The organism is Sporosarcina sp. NCCP-2716, assembly GCF_023707985.1.
Lineage (GTDB): Bacteria > Bacillota > Bacilli > Bacillales_A > Planococcaceae > Sporosarcina.
In genome coordinates this window covers 89,589-102,241 of the sequence record NZ_BRCF01000008.1, presented here as the reverse complement: position 1 = coordinate 102,241, position 12,653 = coordinate 89,589, and the positions used below count along the sequence as shown (strand labels likewise).

14 protein-coding genes and 1 tRNA gene are annotated in these 12,653 nt (G+C 55.1%); 1 reads left to right on the top strand and 14 read right to left on the bottom strand.

What is annotated here, in order from left to right; genetic code table 11:
* Positions 1-84: 84 nt before the first annotated feature.
* From secG to NFU03_RS12245, 11 genes are all read right to left on the bottom strand, one after another.
* Positions 85-312 carry a preprotein translocase subunit SecG gene (gene secG / locus NFU03_RS12295; protein ID WP_251639080.1) on the bottom strand — a complete coding sequence of 76 codons (228 nt, stop codon included), beginning with the start codon at positions 310-312 and terminating at the stop codon, positions 85-87.
* Between the two features lie 107 nt (positions 313-419).
* On the bottom strand, positions 420-1,712 hold the full coding sequence (gene eno / locus NFU03_RS12290) for a phosphopyruvate hydratase (protein WP_251639079.1): 1,293 nt from the start codon (positions 1,710-1,712) through the stop codon (positions 420-422).
* Positions 1,713-1,730: 18 nt separating this feature from the next.
* Positions 1,731-3,251: a 2,3-bisphosphoglycerate-independent phosphoglycerate mutase gene (gpmI, locus tag NFU03_RS12285; RefSeq protein WP_251639078.1), complete on the bottom strand. Its 1,521-nt coding sequence runs from the start codon at positions 3,249-3,251 to the stop codon at positions 1,731-1,733.
* Complete coding sequence (gene tpiA / locus NFU03_RS12280) at positions 3,244-4,005, bottom strand: triose-phosphate isomerase (RefSeq protein ID WP_251639077.1); 762 nt, start codon at positions 4,003-4,005, stop codon at positions 3,244-3,246. The genes gpmI and tpiA overlap by 8 nt, the downstream gene beginning before the upstream one ends.
* A 12-nt stretch (positions 4,006-4,017) precedes the next feature.
* Entirely contained in the window at positions 4,018-5,205 is a 1,188-nt protein-coding gene (locus tag NFU03_RS12275; RefSeq protein ID WP_251639076.1) for a phosphoglycerate kinase, read from the bottom strand.
* 145 nt (positions 5,206-5,350) lie between these two features.
* Entirely contained in the window at positions 5,351-6,358 is a 1,008-nt protein-coding gene (gap, locus tag NFU03_RS12270; protein WP_251639075.1) for a type I glyceraldehyde-3-phosphate dehydrogenase, read from the bottom strand.
* Positions 6,359-6,435: 77 nt separating this feature from the next.
* Positions 6,436-7,494 carry a sugar-binding transcriptional regulator gene (locus NFU03_RS12265; RefSeq protein ID WP_251639074.1) on the bottom strand — a complete coding sequence of 353 codons (1,059 nt, stop codon included), beginning with the start codon at positions 7,492-7,494 and terminating at the stop codon, positions 6,436-6,438.
* Between the two features lie 125 nt (positions 7,495-7,619).
* Entirely contained in the window at positions 7,620-7,853 is a 234-nt protein-coding gene (locus tag NFU03_RS12260) for a glutaredoxin family protein (RefSeq protein WP_251639072.1), read from the bottom strand.
* An 84-nt stretch (positions 7,854-7,937) separates the two neighbouring features.
* The gene (locus tag NFU03_RS15735; protein ID WP_285835444.1) at positions 7,938-8,762 is read right to left on the bottom strand and encodes a TPM domain-containing protein; all 825 of its coding nucleotides are present in this window, start codon (positions 8,760-8,762) and stop codon (positions 7,938-7,940) included.
* The gene (locus NFU03_RS12250; RefSeq protein WP_251639071.1) at positions 8,762-9,337 is read right to left on the bottom strand and encodes a LemA family protein; all 576 of its coding nucleotides are present in this window, start codon (positions 9,335-9,337) and stop codon (positions 8,762-8,764) included. The genes NFU03_RS15735 and NFU03_RS12250 overlap by 1 nt, the downstream gene beginning before the upstream one ends.
* Before the next feature lie 181 nt (positions 9,338-9,518).
* Positions 9,519-9,590: transfer RNA gene (locus tag NFU03_RS12245), tRNA-Arg, on the bottom strand.
* 182 nt (positions 9,591-9,772) lie between these two features.
* On the opposite strand from NFU03_RS12245, the gene clpP reads away from it, so the two are divergent.
* Entirely contained in the window at positions 9,773-10,378 is a 606-nt protein-coding gene (gene clpP, locus NFU03_RS12240) for an ATP-dependent Clp endopeptidase proteolytic subunit ClpP (RefSeq protein ID WP_251639069.1), read from the top strand.
* 43 nt (positions 10,379-10,421) lie between these two features.
* On the opposite strand, the gene NFU03_RS12235 is transcribed toward clpP, so the two are convergent.
* Genes NFU03_RS12235 through NFU03_RS12225 form a run of 3 tightly spaced genes read right to left on the bottom strand, consistent with a single transcriptional unit; the run spans position 10,422 to position 12,652 of the window.
* Positions 10,422-10,679 (bottom strand): HPr family phosphocarrier protein, encoded by a 258-nt coding sequence (locus NFU03_RS12235; protein WP_251639067.1) that lies wholly within the window; start codon positions 10,677-10,679, stop codon positions 10,422-10,424.
* A gap of 16 nt (positions 10,680-10,695) precedes the next feature.
* Positions 10,696-11,640: a DNA-binding protein WhiA gene (whiA, locus tag NFU03_RS12230; RefSeq protein ID WP_251639065.1), complete on the bottom strand. Its 945-nt coding sequence runs from the start codon at positions 11,638-11,640 to the stop codon at positions 10,696-10,698.
* Positions 11,641-11,665: 25 nt separating this feature from the next.
* Positions 11,666-12,652: a gluconeogenesis factor YvcK family protein gene (locus NFU03_RS12225; RefSeq protein WP_251639063.1), complete on the bottom strand. Its 987-nt coding sequence runs from the start codon at positions 12,650-12,652 to the stop codon at positions 11,666-11,668.
* Position 12,653: the final 1 nt, after the last annotated feature.

The window sequence follows — 12,653 nt, the reverse complement described above, 5'->3', positions numbered from 1 at the left end:
CAGCCCTTGCCAATAGCCTAACTCGCTTCATCACAAATAAAAAAGCCCAGCCGTACAGATGGCCAGGCGGAAATTGCTGTTCGTTTATATTTTCATAATTGCAATCGCCAATACAAAGAACAATACCGAAAGAACGACCGTCACGCGCTGCAGGACCAGGTCCAGACCGCGTGCCTTCTGTTTTCCGAATAACTGTTCAGCCCCGCCGGAGATGGCTCCTGACAGACCTGCACTCTTCCCCGATTGCAGCAGAACAACGACAATCAGTGAAAGTGAGACGATCACGAGCAATGTCATTAATAACGCATGCATATTCTTGCACCTCCTGAAACTAGCTCAACTGCTCTACTAGTTTACCAAATTCTACAGCATCAGACAACCGCTGATTGCAACAGTTGTCTGAATGCTTGTAAAATAACTCATTTCAAGTTGTAGAACGTCTCTTTTCCGAGGTACTGAGCTGTCTCATCGAGCTGGTCATCGATGCGCAGCAGCTGGTTGTACTTCGCCACGCGGTCCGTACGGGACGGTGCACCGGTCTTGATCTGTCCGGCGTTCGTCGCTACCGCCAAGTCTGCGATCGTCGTATCTTCCGTCTCGCCTGACCGGTGCGAAATGACAGCAGTGTAGCCTGCGCGCTTCGCCATTTCGATCGCATCCATCGTTTCCGTCAGCGTACCGATCTGGTTCACTTTGATGAGGATCGAGTTGCCGACGCCCTCTTCGATGCCGCGCTTCAGTTTCTTCGTATTCGTGACGAAGAGGTCATCGCCGACGAGCTGAACACGGTTGCCGAGGCGTTCCGTCAGCAGCTTCGTACCTGCCCAGTCGTTTTCATCCAAGCCGTCCTCGATCGAAATGATTGGGTACTTGTTGACGAGGGATTCGTACCAGTCGACCATCTCTTCAGACGTCTTCTCGATGCCTTCCCCCGCCAGTTTGTATTTGCCTTCTTCCTTGTTGTAAAACTCAGAAGCAGCCGCATCCATTGCGAGCATGATGTCCTCGCCCGGCTTGTAACCTGCTTTTTCGATCGCTTCGACGATTGTTGACAGCGCGTCTTCGTTCGACGACAGGTTCGGAGCGAAGCCGCCTTCGTCGCCGACTGCCGTGTTCAGTCCTTTGTCCTTCAAGACCGATTTCAGGCTGTGGAAAATTTCTGCACCCATCCGGAGAGCATGGCGGAATGATTCCGCACCGACCGGCATGATCATGAATTCCTGGATGTCGACGTTGTTGTCGGCATGCTCGCCGCCGTTGACGATGTTCATCATCGGGACAGGAAGCTGTTTTGCGTTGACGCCGCCGATGTACTGATAGAGCGGGATGTCCAAGTAGTCTGCCGCAGCGTGCGCGACTGCCATCGACACACCAAGAATCGCGTTCGCACCGAGCTTGCCTTTGTTTTCCGTCCCATCGAGTTCGATGAGGGCTTTGTCGATGACGACCTGATCCAGTACGGAGTAGTTGTCTTCAAGCGCGTCGGCGATCACTTCGTTCACATGATCGACCGCTTTGAGGACGCCTTTGCCGAGATAGCGGTCTTTGTCGCCGTCGCGGAGTTCGACCGCTTCGTATTCACCGGTCGATGCGCCGGATGGGACGATGGCACGGCCGAATGCGCCGCTTTCCGTGAACACTTCCACTTCGACTGTCGGATTGCCTCGTGAGTCGAGTACTTCTCTCGCTTGTACAATACTAATAACCGGCATGCAAATCTCTCCCTTTAGTTAAAATAATGATGAACCTGTCATTTCTTCAGGCTGTTCGATTCCTAGCAATCTTAGCATGGTCGGGGCCAAGTCTGCGAGAATCCCGCCCTCGCGGAGCGTGATTCCCTTTTTCGTGACGATGACCGGCACCGGATTGGTCGTATGGGCCGTCATCGGATTGCCTTCCGGCGTGATCACTTCATCCGCATTGCCGTGGTCGGCCGTGATGATCGCTGCGCCGCCCTTTTCTTCCAGCAGCCGGATGATCCGGCCGACACATGCGTCCGTCGTCTCGACCGCCTTCACGGTCGGCTCGAGCATACCGCTGTGGCCCACCATGTCAGGGTTCGCAAGATTCAAGATGAACGCATCGATCCGGTCGTTCTCGATCTCGTCGATCAAAGCATCCGTCACTTCGTAGGCGCTCATCTCCGGCTTCAAGTCGTAGGTTGCGACTTTCGGTGAAGCGATCAGAATGCGCTTTTCGCCGTCGAACTCCTCTTCCCGGCCGCCGCTCATGAAGAACGTCACGTGCGGGTATTTCTCCGTCTCCGCGATGCGCAGCTGCCGGATATGGTTCGCCGACAGCACTTCGCCGATCGTGTTTTTCAAGTTCTGGCTCGGATACACGACTTCGGACGCCACTTCGTCACTGTATTCAGTGAAGGTGACGAATTTCAAGTCGGTGAACGGCGTCACATGGAAGCCGTCGAACCCATTCTGCGTGAAGGCACGCGACAGCTGGATCGCCCGGTCGGGACGGAAGTTGAAGAAGACGACTGCATCGCCTTCGGACACTTTCACCGCAGGCTCCCCTTCCTTCTGGACGATGAACGGCACAACGAATTCATCCGTCACACCGGCATCATAGGAAGCCTGGACCCCTTCTTCAGCAGTTCCATAACGCGGCCCTTTGTCGTTGACCATGACGTCGTATGCGAGCTGCACACGCTCCCACCGCTTGTCCCGGTCCATCGCATAATAGCGTCCGGACACGGTGGCGATCTTGCCGACGCCGGCTTTCTTCATCACTTCTTCGGTACGCTGCAGGAAAGCGAGCGCCGTCGTCGGTCCGACATCGCGTCCGTCGAGGAATGCATGGACATAGACGTCGTGCAGACCGTGCATCGATGCGAGTTCGAGCAGCGCGAAGAGATGCTCGAAGTGGCTGTGCACGCCGCCATCCGACAGCAGCCCCATGACGTGCAGCGCACTGCCGTGGGATTTCGCGTGGTTCACGGCAGACACAAGCACTTCGTTGTCGAAGAAGTCCCGTTCACGGATCGATTTGTTGATGCGCGTGAGGCTCTGGTAGACGATCCGTCCGGCGCCGATGTTCAAGTGGCCCACTTCGGAGTTGCCCATCTGGCCCGGCGGCAGTCCGACCGCCTCGCCGCATGCAGTCAGCGTCGAATGCGGATACTCGTTCCACAGACGGTCATAGTTCGGTTTGCTCGCGTGTGCGACTGCATTTCCGGAAGTTTCGCCGCGCAGGCCGAAGCCGTCCATGATAATGAGTCCGACGGGTCCATTACTCATGGGATCCCGCCTCCGCAAGTGCGGCAAACGAGTCCGGATCCAAGCTTGCCCCGCCGACCAAAGCGCCGTCGATGTCACTTTCCGCAAGCAGTTCACCGATATTGGCCGGTTTCACACTGCCGCCATACTGGATACGGACAGCTTGTGCGGTTTCATCTAAATAAAGGTCTTTCAGTACAGAACGGATATGTGCACATACTTCGTTGGCGTCACTTGCTGTCGCCGTGCGCCCTGTACCGATCGCCCAGACCGGTTCGTATGCGACAACAGCCCGCTTGGCGTCCTCTTCACTGATTCCGTCGAACGCTTTCTTTACCTGGCTGCCGACGATTTCCGCAGTCTGCTCCGCTTCCCGCTGTTCAAGCGTTTCACCGACACAGACGATCGGCGTCAGCTCATGTGCGAATGCCGCTTTCACTTTGCGGTTGACGCTTTCGTCGGTTTCGTTGTAATACTGCCGGCGCTCGGAGTGGCCGAGGATGACGAGTCCGACTCCGATGCTCTGCAGCATGCGCGGGCTCACTTCTCCCGTGAACGCCCCTTCGTCCTCTTCGTGCATCGTCTGTGCCCCTATTTGGACAGGTGTCCCCTCTGATTTCTCAACGAGCACAGCCAAGTACGGGGCGGGCGGGCAGATGACGACGTCCGCTTGTACTGAGCGGTCCAGTTTCCCAGTCAATTCTTCCATGAAGCTGGTCGCTTCCTGCATCGTTTTGTACATCTTCCAGTTTCCTGCAATGATCGGTTTTCTCATGACTGTCCCTCCTTAAAGTCGGTCGTTCAGTGCGCTGACACCCGGCAGTTCTTTCCCTTCCATGAACTCAAGGGATGCGCCGCCGCCTGTCGAGATGTGATCCATCCGGTCCGCGACTTCGAATTTCTCCACAGCAGCAGCCGAGTCGCCGCCGCCGATGATCGTGAAGGCTTCCGTCTCCGCCATCGCCTGAGCGACGCGTTTCGTACCGTCAGCGAACGGTGCCATTTCGAACACACCCATCGGTCCGTTCCAGATGACGAGCTTCGAATCGGCGATGACGTCCGCGTATTGGTCCGCTGTCTTCGGCCCGATGTCAAGACCCATCCAGCCTGGCTCGATGCTGTCGATGGAGACGACTTTCGTGTCGGCACTCTCGGAGAAAGCGCTGGCCACTTTCGCATCGATCGGCAAATACAGGTTGACCCCTTTTTCCTTCGCTTTCTGGATGAACGAAGCAGCGAGCGCGATCTTATCCTCTTCAACGAGGGAATCCCCTGTTTCATGACCTTGTGCGCGTGTGAATGTGTACGACAGGCCGCCGCCGATCAGCAGGTTGTCCACCTTGTCGAGCAGGTGGTCGATGACGCCGATCTTGTCTTTCACTTTCGCTCCGCCGATGATGGCTGTGAACGGGCGCTCCGGATCGGAAAGTGCCTTGCCAAGGACATCGAGCTCTTTTTCCAGAAGGAATCCTTGGACGCTCGGTAAGTATTCCGCGATGCCTGCAGTCGTCGCATGTGCGCGGTGAGCTGCGCCGAACGCGTCATTAACGAATATGTCGGCGAGCGCTGCGAACTGTTTCGCGAGCTCCGGATCGTTCTTCTCTTCTCCCGGGTGGAAGCGGACGTTCTCGAGCAGCACGATATCGCCGTCCGAAAGTTCCGCAATGCGGGCTTCCACATCGGCACCCGTCGATTCATCCAGTTTCAGCACCGGTTTCCCGAGCAGTTCCCCGAGCCGTTTCCCGGCTTCCGTCAGACGGAATTCTTCATTCACCTGGCCTTTCGGACGGCCGAGATGGCTGGCAAGAATCACTTTCGCACCTTGTCCTGACAAGTATTCGATCGTCGGCAGTGCTGCACGGATCCGTGTATCATCCGTCACCTTTCCCTCTTCCATCGGTACATTGAAATCGACACGGCAGAAGACACGTTTCCCTTTCAGGTCGACATCCTTCATCGTCATTTTCGGGTTCATGAGTAGCACTCCTTCGCGGCAGTTATAGTTGTAAAAAAAAGGAGGAACGGGCGATACCGTTCCTCCTGCCCATCTATTCAGTATAGTCGGTCACAATCCGATAAGCCAGATATTATGTGCCCGCCGATGGGTGATTTGCAGCGGTTTACAGCCCTTGCTCGTTCATGTAGAGCGCGAGGTCGATGCATCGTGCAGCATAACCCTGCTCGTTGTCATACCAGCTGATCACTTTCACCATGTTGTCCTGCAGCACCATCGTCGACAGGGCGTCGACAGTGGAAGATGCGTGTGAACCATTGTAGTCTTTCGAAACGAGCGGCAGGTCACTGTAGAACAGGTACCCTTTCAGTCCGTTCTCGGAAGCTTCCTTCAGCGCATTGTTCACGTCTTCGACCGTTACGTTTTTATCCAGTTCCGCGACGAAATCGACGAGGGATACGTTCGGAGTCGGTACGCGGACAGCCATGCCGTCGAGTCTTCCTTTCAGTTCAGGAATAACTTTCGTCACCGCAGAAGCGGCGCCTGTCGTTGTCGGGATCATCGACTCTGCAGCCGCACGTGCACGGCGGTAGTCGGAGTGCGGCAAGTCAAGGATGCGCTGGTCATTCGTATACGAGTGGATCGTTGTCATCATGCCGCGCTGGACGCCGAACTTGTCGTTCAGCACTTTGACGATTGGCGCCAGGCAGTTCGTCGTACAAGACGCATTCGATACGTACTGGTCGTTCTTCGCGTCGTATTCCTGTTCGTTAACACCCATGACGAGTGTTTTTACATCGCCTTGTGCAGGAGCGGACAAGATGACTTTCTTCGCGCCTGCGTCAATGTGCTTCTGGAGACCGGCCGCATCGCGGAAGACGCCGGTACTTTCGACGACAACATCGATGCCGAGCTCTTTCCAAGGAAGGTTCGATGGATCTTTTTCTGCGTAGACACGGATCTTTTTGCCGTTCACGATAATATGGTTTTCGTCAGAAGTGACATCCGCATCCAGAATTCCGTGGACAGAGTCGTATTTCAGCAAGTGTGCGAGCATCGGCGCGTCCGTCAAGTCATTGACCGCCACTACTTCCAGCTCGTCATGTGCCAAAGAGTCCCGCATTACAATACGTCCAATACGTCCAAATCCGTTAATCGCCATTTTTACTGTCATCATGAATCCCTCCAAATTTTTAAATGTATAGTAGTTGGAATCTGCATATGAGTCATACAGAACCAATTGTTAACCGTTTACCCGTTTTCATTCATAAGGTTTACAATTTCCCTTGCTGCACCTTCATCCGTGATCAGCACTGTCTGTTTCGCCGCTGCGTGCAAGTAGGACAGGATCGCTTCCGATTTTTCGGAACCGCCCGCCACTGCAAGGATGAGCGGAATCCTGTCGAGATGCTCGGTCTGGATCCCGACAGTCCGCAAGCGGTGCACGATGTCACCGTCGCGATTGAAATAGTAGCCGAACGCTTCGCCTTTTGCGCCGTTGGAGGCAAGCAGCCTGCGTTCATCGTCATCCGATTCCCGCATGATCGCCATTCTTTTCGCGTCACCGATGCCGTGCATGAGGCAGTCGGTCGTTTCGTACAGCTCGAGCATCTTCCGCGCGCTCGGTTCTTTCAGGAAGACGGCATGCGCCGCTTCACTGAGCGATTCCGGGTAATAGAGCGACTTATAGGAAGCATTACACGTCTGTGCGAACGTCGCCGCGATGACGTTCGCCTGCAGGCCGATGTCTTCCCCGACACCGCCCCTCGCGGGAATGAACAGCGTGTTCTCGGCTCCCGGGTAACAGCTCAGATGCTTCGGAATCGCGGCCATTGTACTGCCGCCTGTGACGGCGACGATCCGGCCGCTGCCGATCCGGCCAGCGAAGACGGAAGCCGCTTCTGCACCGAGAAGCTCGTTCGATGCGCCGGTTTCCGAACTGTCCCCTTTGACGATGTGTACGTCTTTGATGCCGAATTGCTGGCGGATACGCTTCGCAAGGGAGTTCCGCTCATACTGCAATTCGATGAGCGGCTCGAGCTGATACAGCACCCGTTCCCCCTCTGACGTGACCCGCGCTCCTTCTTTCGCAACAAGGATCAGATGCTGGTCGCGGAGCGCTTCCATGACGGAGCGTGTTTCCCGCTCAGTCAGTCCGGCCGTCTCCGCAAGAGGGCGCCTTCCGATTGGACCGGATGTCTTGATAAGCTTCAGTACGAGGTATCGCTGCTGCAGGGCGGCCATCATTTCCGGGACGAGTTTTTCCTGCGCTTCCACAATGACCGGTCTCAGGTGGATCCCCCCTTTCATGTGCTCGCTTGCTTAGGACTCTTTTCGTCCTCTATGGCTAAAAAGTGTCCCATAGAAGTCAAAAAAATAGAATAGCTTGATACTCCAAGTATACAACCTATTCCCGCCAAGCACAAATCTAAACATCACGTCTCCAGAAGAAGCACGAGATCAGCGTACCCGATAGTGCCATAGCAGAGCACTTCGCCGTCCCGCTCAACGACTGGGATCATGAACACATACTGCTCATGCTTCGAGTCGTCATCCTCAATATTGACGGCTGTCCATGTGAGCGGATAGTCTTCGCTGACGAGCCGCATCATCTGTTCAGCTTCGTCACAGAGCGCACAGCCGGGTTTCGTGTAAAATGTCACGTGCATCTGGATCCCTCCTACTTATAGTATCAGTGTAAAAGCAAAAAGCGGCGTGTGCAACAAGTTCGCTGCACACACCGCTTAATGTAGTTACCAGCTGCGGCCTGCGCCGCCGCCTCCTGAGGAGCCGCCGCCGCCGAAGCCGCCGAAGCCTCCTCCCCCACCAGAGCCTCCGAAGCCGCCGCCGGAACCGCCGCCGAACGAGCCAGGGAAGAAGATCGGACCGACACTGCGCCGTCTGCCGCCCGGACCGCCGCCGCGTCCGCCTCCACCGCCTCTTCCTGAATTGGCGAAGATCTGGATGAGGATGAAGGCAATGACGATGATCGGCACAATCGGGAGACCGCCGCCTTCGTCACTCGTATAATCCTGGCCGCCTTGTGTATAGACGGGCAGCTGATCGCCATCCAGTCCGTATTCTTTTGCGATTTCATTATAAAATGCTTTGTAGGCCTGCATAACAGCCTGGTCGGGCTGTTCAGCTTGTAAAAAAGGTATAGACACTTCGTCGATGATCCGGCCGACCTTGCCGTCGGGAAGTGCACCTTCAAGCCCATAACCGGTAACCAGCCGGAAATCACGAGTACCTTTCGGGCCTCCCGTCTTGGCAAACAGCAGTGCACCGTTCTCTTCTTTTGCGTCGCCCAATTTGAACTCCCTGAACTTTTTCAGTGCGTAGTCCTGATAGTCTTCCCCGCCTGTATCGTCAACGATCAGCACCGCAAATTCAGCACCGGTCGCCTGGTAGAGTCGGAGCGCATAATCCTCCAACTCCTGTTTCTGCGAATCTGATAGGATACCGGATTCGTCATGAACTATCGAAACACCTCGCGCTTCAGCTCCGGGCTGCAGGACCGTCAAAAACAAAAGTAGCATGCCGAGCAGGGCAAATGCCCGGGCAGCTGTCCGTTTCATTACGCATCGTCCCCGAAGTCGACGGATGGCGCTTCTTCAGATCCCGGAGCTGCTTTGAAGTACTCTTTCTTGTCGAAGCCGAACACCGATGCAACGAGTTTGCCCGGGAAACGCTGCACTTGCTTATTGTACGAAGCGACTTCCGTGTTGTAGTCTTTCCGTGAAACCGCAATCCGGTTTTCCGTGCCTGCCAATTCGTCCATCAGCTGGGTGAACTGCTTGTCAGCTTTTAATTCCGGATAATTTTCCGCGACGACGAGCAGCCGGCTCAATGCTCCGGTCAGCTCGTTGTTGGCAGTCGCCTGGTCTTCCGGAGTTCTTGCACCAGCCAATTTCGAACGGGCGTCCGCGATATTCGTGAACACTTCCTTCTCATGCTTCGCATAGCCTTTTGCCGTGTTCACCAAGTTCGGGATGAGGTCCACCCGGCGCTGAAGCTGCGTTTCAATTTGGGAATACGCCTGATCGACGTTCTCTTCGGATGTCACGAATTTGTTGTAGCTCGGCACTAATATGATTGCCAGCACTACGATGATCCCGATGATTACTGCAATCGGTCCTAATAATTTCTTCATCTGTCATGCCCCCTAAATTATCATTTCCTTTGGGGAGTTTACCCGTAATGAAAGGCACCCCAAACGTTCGGTATGATTGTTTATACGGCTGGCAGCCTGAAAAGTTTCCGATTGGACAAAAAAACTCCCCAGCTGCGAAGGGAGACCTTCACAGCTGGGGAGTTTACAAGTACGTTTCTGATGTCCTCGGCGGGAGTCGAACCCACATTTTAAGCTTCGGAGGCTTACGTGCTATCCATTGCACCACGAGGACGCTGTTTTGTTAGGTTTAGCGGACAAATAATAGTATACTTGCTGTGGACGGAAAATGCAACAGGAATTTTGAAAGCGTAATATTTGACCTTTGTTGACCATACTATGTATGATTAAGTCATGGTTAAGCGGGGCACCGTCTTAACATACGACCATTTTGACATTCCAAGGGAGGAACGAAACATGAATCTAATTCCTACAGTTATCGAACAGACAAACCGCGGAGAGCGTGCGTATGATATTTATTCCCGCTTGCTGAAAGACCGCATCATCATGCTCGGCAGCGCGATCGACGACAACGTCGCGAACTCCATTGTAGCGCAGCTGCTGTTCCTGGAGTCGGAAGATCCGGACAAAGACATCTCCATCTACATCAACAGCCCTGGCGGCAGCATCACAGCCGGTATGGCCATCTATGACACGATGCAGTACATCAAGCCGAACATCCAGACAATCTGTATCGGCATGGCCGCTTCCATGGGCTCGTTCCTGCTCGCAGCCGGAACAGAAGGCAAACGCTATGCATTGCCGAACGCAGAAGTGATGATCCACCAGCCGCTCGGCGGCGCACAGGGGCAGGCGACGGAAATTGAAATCGCCGCGAAACATATCCTCTTCATCCGTGAGAAGCTGAACAAGATCCTGTCCGAGCGTACGGGACAGCCGATCGAAATCATCGAAAAAGATACGGACCGCGATAACTTCATGACAGCGGAACGTGCGAAGGAATATGGTCTCATCGACCACATCATCACGCGCAGCGACATGAAAGAGTCCGAAAACAAATAAGTGAACAGACAGGCGTCCCGTCACACGGGACGTTTTTTTCTGTTCACGATTCCCCTTCTATGAAGGCTGCCAGCGACTGCGCCGCCTGTTCCTCATCCGAACCGTCCGCCATCAGGGTGACCGTGCTGCCCTGCGCGATTGCGAGGCTCATGATCCCCATGATGCTTTTGGCGTTCACTTGACGGTCTTCCCGTTTTACATAGATGTCCGAGTTGTACCGGTTCGCCTCCTGGACGAACAGCGCGGCCTGCCTTGCCTGCAGACCGGGCTTGATTTTGACTTCCACTGCCTTTTCAATCATACCCTTTCCCTCCTTCTCATTTGGTGATCCCGCCGACCCGCACTCTTTCTGCGATTTCGTCGATCTTGCGGAGACGGTGGTTGACGCCTGATTTGCTCACCGGGCCGCCTGACAGCATTTCCCCGAGTTCCTTCAGCGTCACGTCCTGATACTCGACACGCAGATGCGCAATTTCCTGGAGCCTGTCCGGCAGGGAGTCGAGACCGACTGTCGACTGGATCAGTTTGATATTCTCGACTTGCCGCTGGGCGGCGCTGATCGTCTTGTTGAGATTCGCCGTTTCACAGTTGACGAGCCGGTTGACGCTGTTCCTCATATCCCGGACGATCCGGATGTCCTCGAACCGCATGAGCGCGACGTGCGCGCCGATGATGCTCAGGAAGTCCGCAATCTTCTCCGCTTCTTTCAGGTAGGCGACGAACCCTTTCTTCCGTTCGATCGATTTCGCATTCAGCTGATAGTCGTTCATCAGGCTGACAAGCGCGTCGGAGTGCTCCTGATACAGCGAAAAGATTTCGAGATGATATGACGACGTTTCCGGATTGTTGACTGATCCGCCTGCGAGGAACGCCCCCCGCAGATATGCACGCTTGCAGCAGTCATTCGGGATGATGCGGTCCGTTATGCTCTGATTGGACTGGAACGTATTCGACAGGATATCGAGATCGTCCAGCAGTTCACGGGCCTCTTCGCGCACCCGGCATATATAGACGTTGTTTTTCTTGAGACGCATTTTGCGCCGGACGAGCAGTTCCACTTTGAATGTATATAATTTCTTGAGATTGGAGTACAGGCGCCTGGCAATCGCAGCATTCTCTGTCTGCACGTCGAGCGTGAGCGATTTGTTGGAGAACGACACAACCCCGTTCATGCGGATGAACGCCGCGATTTCCGCCTTTGTACAGCAATCTTCAGATTCGATTTGTGTCAGTTCTTTCTTTGTTTCAGATGCGAAAGACATGAACTTCCCCCTTTCCCGGTGGCGATCACGCCTGTTCAGTACTCGCTGCTTCGCCCGCTATGTAGTCCATGAACCATTCCGCCACTTTTTCCGCGTCGTGAAGGACACGCCCGTCCACGGCCAGTGCGATATCTTCCTGATAGATATGCGGCACCAGTTCCCGCAGCCTGTCCAGATCGCGTTCGACCGGCCAGGACGTGACAGTCTGCCCCGCTTCGCTCAGAAGCGGCAGGATGTCCTTGCTGTTCAGCAGCACCGCGTCGAGGAACGGTTTTTCGACGTGGTCGTACAGTGCGGCAACATGCTCCGAGGCGGTGTACCGGTATGTCTCTCCTTTTTGGGTCGTCAGGTTGCCGACGTACACTTTACGCGCCTTGCTCGATAGCACCTCTTTCCGGATATCCTGGACGAGGAGCGACGGCAGGATGCTCGTATACAGGCTGCCGGGACCGATGATGATCAGGTCCGCCTGGCGGATCGCAGCCGTCGTCTCTGGAAGCGGCTCGGCGTCCTGGGGCGATAGGTAGACACGGCGGATTTTGCGGGCATACATCGGGATCTTGGATTCGCCTGTGACGATCGTGCCGTCCTCGAGTTCCGCATGGAGAGTGATGCGCTGGTTCGCCGCCGGCAGCACTTTCCCTTTGATGTTGAGCACCTGTCCCATCTTACGGACGGCGCTGGCGAAATCACCGGTAATGTCTGTCATGGCAGCGAGCATCAGATTGCCGAGCGAATGGCCGTTAAGGCCGTCCTGCGCCTTGAATCGGTACTGGAACAGCTGTTCGATAAGCGGTTCCACATCTGAAAGCGCTGCCATCACCTTCCTGACATCACCCGGAGGCGGGATGTCATACTGATCCAGTAATCTTCCAGAACTTCCTCCGTCATCTGCCACTGTGACGACCGCTGTTACATCGACCGGATACTTCTTCAGGCCGCGCAGCAGCGTCGACAGGCCGGTACCGCCGCCGAAAACCACGACTTTCTTGCGTAGTGCTGAAGGCTTCATA

Excerpts from the sequence above, each read along its gene's own strand:
- gap (WP_251639075.1), bottom strand. The coding sequence starts at position 6,358 with ATGACAGTAAAAATGGCGATTAACGGATTTGGACGTATTGGACGTATT.
- NFU03_RS12265 (WP_251639074.1), bottom strand. The coding sequence starts at position 7,494 with ATGAAAGGGGGGATCCACCTGAGACCGGTCATTGTGGAAGCGCAGGAA.
- eno (WP_251639079.1), bottom strand. The coding sequence starts at position 1,712 with ATGCCGGTTATTAGTATTGTACAAGCGAGAGAAGTACTCGACTCACGA.
- NFU03_RS12260 (WP_251639072.1), bottom strand. The coding sequence starts at position 7,853 with ATGCACGTGACATTTTACACGAAACCCGGCTGTGCGCTCTGTGACGAA.
- NFU03_RS12235 (WP_251639067.1), bottom strand. The coding sequence starts at position 10,679 with ATGATTGAAAAGGCAGTGGAAGTCAAAATCAAGCCCGGTCTGCAGGCA.
- whiA (WP_251639065.1), bottom strand. The coding sequence starts at position 11,640 with ATGTCTTTCGCATCTGAAACAAAGAAAGAACTGACACAAATCGAATCT.
- tpiA (WP_251639077.1), bottom strand. The coding sequence starts at position 4,005 with ATGAGAAAACCGATCATTGCAGGAAACTGGAAGATGTACAAAACGATG.
- NFU03_RS12225 (WP_251639063.1), bottom strand. The coding sequence starts at position 12,652 with ATGAAGCCTTCAGCACTACGCAAGAAAGTCGTGGTTTTCGGCGGCGGT.
- NFU03_RS15735 (WP_285835444.1), bottom strand. The coding sequence starts at position 8,762 with ATGAAACGGACAGCTGCCCGGGCATTTGCCCTGCTCGGCATGCTACTT.
- gpmI (WP_251639078.1), bottom strand. The coding sequence starts at position 3,251 with ATGAGTAATGGACCCGTCGGACTCATTATCATGGACGGCTTCGGCCTG.
- clpP (WP_251639069.1), top strand. The coding sequence starts at position 9,773 with ATGAATCTAATTCCTACAGTTATCGAACAGACAAACCGCGGAGAGCGT.
- NFU03_RS12275 (WP_251639076.1), bottom strand. The coding sequence starts at position 5,205 with ATGAACCCGAAAATGACGATGAAGGATGTCGACCTGAAAGGGAAACGT.
- secG (WP_251639080.1), bottom strand. The coding sequence starts at position 312 with ATGCATGCGTTATTAATGACATTGCTCGTGATCGTCTCACTTTCACTG.
- NFU03_RS12250 (WP_251639071.1), bottom strand. The coding sequence starts at position 9,337 with ATGAAGAAATTATTAGGACCGATTGCAGTAATCATCGGGATCATCGTA.